This window comes from Rhodopseudomonas sp. BR0C11 (genome assembly GCF_010820945.1).
In the GTDB taxonomy this organism is placed as follows: Bacteria; Pseudomonadota; Alphaproteobacteria; order Rhizobiales; family Xanthobacteraceae; genus Rhodopseudomonas; species Rhodopseudomonas palustris_H.
On sequence record NZ_QTKI01000474.1, the window covers coordinates 1 to 3,378 of the forward strand.

The window sequence follows — 3,378 nt, forward strand, 5'->3', positions numbered from 1 at the left end:
GTGTGCGCCCATCAAGGTGAGCATTTCGTCGCTGACGCGGCTGAGGCCGGCGGTGAGGCCTTGCTCGTCGCCGAGCTCGTGCAGCAGCCTATTCTGGATGGCGCGCATCCGGACGCTGTGGCGGACGATTTCGGCTTCCTCGAGCACGCCGATCTGCCAAGTCAGCACCTGGGCGATCAGTTCGCAGGCCTGCCGAACTTCGTAGGAGACGAAGCGCGGCGTCAGATTATGGCAGGAGATCATGCCCCAGAGCCGGCCGTCGCGCACGATCGAGATCGACATCGCGGCGTGCATGCCCATGTTGACCATGTACTCGAGATGCGTCGGGGATACGCTGCGCAGCACCGAGAAGCTGAGATCGATCGGGCCGCCGACCCGCGGGTTGACGTCAGGCACCAGCGGCGAGGGGCGATACGCGATGTTCGGAATGATGCGGACGGGATTGATCGCGTACAGCGCGCGCGACTGCGCGGGGATGTCGGACGACGGAAAGTGAAAGTCCATCAGCGACGGAATTCCGGTGTCACGGTCTTCGGCGATCACCTGACCGCTCCAGTCGGCCGCGAACCGGTATACCTTGATCCGGTCGAATCCGGTGATGCGGCGGACTTCGCTGGCTGCAATCCGGCATGCGGCCGGCAAATCGGCGGCGGTCTGCAGACGACGGATCGCAACGCGCACGCTGCGGAAGAACTCGTTCGTGTAGCGCGACTCGTCGCGTGGCTCGAGTTCGAGAAGGACGAGAGAGTCGTGCCGGTGCAGAATGCCGTTGAACGCGCGTTCTCCTTCAGACGTCGCGATGTCCACACGGATCGGGTTCATGGCCGCCGTATCGCCGCCGTAGAGAACGTGCGTCAGCCGCGCGAAGCTGGCAGCGGTGATGTAGTTGGCGATCGACACGTCAAGCAGCGCAGCAGGCGGCTGCCCGAGCAGATCCTCCACGTTGGCGCTGACGGATACGATCCGCAGATCGGCATCGACCAACGCGAACAGGTAGCCGTGGGGTTGGATCGCGCCGGGAATGTGAATCGGCTCGCGGTCGCATTCGGTGAGATCAAGCGCGAGCCGACCGCTCGGATCGGTCACGGTTGCGGCGGGCGGGCCCGGATTTGATGACGAGCTCATCGTTCATCCTGCCCGTGATCGCCCGCAACCGGCAGCGTGAACCAGAAGGTCGAACCTTTCCCCGCAATGGTGTCGACGCCGACACGTCCGCCATGACGCTGAACGATCTTGCGACAGATCGCGAGGCCGATGCCGCTGCCCTCGTAGTCGTCTGGACCGTGCAGCCGCTGGAACGGTTCGAACACCTGATCGATATATTTCTTGTCGAAGCCGATGCCGTTGTCGGTGACGCAGATCCGGATGGCCGGCTCCGCTCCGATCTCGGGACGCCCGCCATTGTCGTCCGGTTCTGCATAGACGTGAATTCGGCATGCCCGCGCCGGATCGCGATATTTGAGCGAGTTCGCGATCAGATTCTGCAACACCTGGCGGATCTGGTTATGGTCGCAGCGCGCGAACGGTAGCCGGTCGGCCTGGATCTCGGCGCGTGCTTCCGCGATCCGGGGCTGCAGGTCGGCCAACACTTCGTTGAGGACCGTTTCGAGCGACACCCAGGACAGCGGCTTCGATCGCCGGCCGAGCTGCGAAAACTCCGCCAGATCGTTGATCAGGTTGCGCAGCCGCCGCGACGATTTCTCGATGCCGCTGACCATGACGCCGAGGCGCTCATCCCCCATTTCGTGGATGTTGTCGGCGAGCAGGCCGGCGAATGCCTCGATATGGCGAAGCGGCTCCTTGATGTCGTGCGAGGCCACGTGTGCGAACGATTCCAACTCCTCGTTGCTGCGGGCGAGCTGGGTGTTGATGCGTTCCAGCTTTTCGGTGTTGCGCAGAATGACGTCGATGATCAGGTCGCGGATTTCAACGGCGGCGGCAACCTCGTGCGGCTGCCATCCGATTGCTCGGCCGTGGGTCTGCTCGGTCCAAGCTGCAAACGAGGTGCGCGGCCGCAGGCGCCCGGATTCAGCCGTCACCGACTTGTCGGGATTGCCCGCCCAATACACCGTCTGCGCCACTTCGGGCCTGAACCACAGCATCACCCGGCGGGGCGGTGTGCGCGACAGGGGTACGGCGAGAACGCCACTCGCGACCTCGGCGCAGGCGCTGGCTTCCGGAATGATGGTCGACAACCTGTCGGTCTGGAATAGTTCGCTGCCGCCGGAGCGGCTGGCCAGTTGTGCCAGTTGATCGATGATCGGCGAGGGTGGGGTCTGCCCGATCGTGATCACGCCTTCGCGGCTATGCAGGCAAAGGCCGGATGCTCCCATCAGCTCGAGCAGCGCTTCGCTGTTGCGCGCCAGTCCGGCTCGATGATCGTGCAGTTGTTCGATGTCGTTGATCAGGCTGCGCTGAATTGCCTGCCCCTTGAGCGTCTGGCGTGTGATCGCTTGCTCTTCCATCACCCCGATCTGCCAGGCCAGCACCTGGGCGACCAGTTCGCAGGCCTGACGGCCGTCGAGATCGACGTAGTTCGGCTTCCGGTGATGGCAGGCGATCAGCCCCCACAGCCGCTCGCCTCGCAGAATCGAGATCGACATCGTGCCGTGCATGCCGATATTGCGCATGTATTCGAGATGCACGGGCGACACGCTGCGCAGGATGGCAAAGCTGAGATCGATCGGCCGCCCGGTGATCGGATTGAGGCTTGGGGAGACCGGCACCGGCCGATAATTGATATCGGGAATGATCCGGACCGGGTTGATCGCGTAGAGCCGGCGCGCCTGCGCCGGGATGTCGGAGGCCGGAAAGTGCAGGCCGAGATACGACTCGACCTCGGCGCATCGATTCTCTGCGATCACTTCGCCGCTGAAGTCGGGAGCGAAGCGATAGATCATCACCCGATCGAATCCGGTGATCTCGCGCACCTCTTGCGCGGCGGCCGCGCAAGCGGTTTCCAGCGTCTCTGCGGCCTGCAGGCGGCGGATGGCGCTGTTGGTACGGCGAAAGAACGCCTGCGGCTCTGCGACGTCCAGCTGCGGAGGCTCGAGTTCAAGGAAGACGAGCTGATCGTGACGGTGCCAGGAGCCGACGAAGTCACCGCATTTTCGCACCGAGAATCCGACCGCGATCGGCGCTCCCACGGCTGCTCCAGGCTCGGCCAAGGCAATCGTCAACCGGTTGTGGGTCTCGGAATCGAAGACATCGGCCGCTGAACGGCCGATCAGGTCGCGGATTGCCAGTCCGGTGAGTTCGGGAAGGTTGTCGCTGCCGGCGACCACCGTCATGTCGGCGGCGAGGGCGAGCAGCAATCCATGCGGCTGGATAGCACCGGGGATATGGATCGGCTCGTCGTCGCAGGTCGATAGGTCAGAC

General features: G+C 63.9%; 2 protein-coding genes. Both read right to left on the minus strand.

The features are described from left to right. The coding region (locus tag DYI24_RS23645; protein WP_164574059.1) for a GAF domain-containing protein at nt 1–1,125 on the minus strand (1,125 nt) is incomplete at its 3' end. Beyond that, on the minus strand, nt 1,122–3,378 hold a 2,257-nt coding region (locus DYI24_RS23650; RefSeq protein ID WP_164574060.1), incomplete at its 5' end, for an ATP-binding protein. The genes DYI24_RS23650 and DYI24_RS23645, both read right to left, overlap by 4 nt.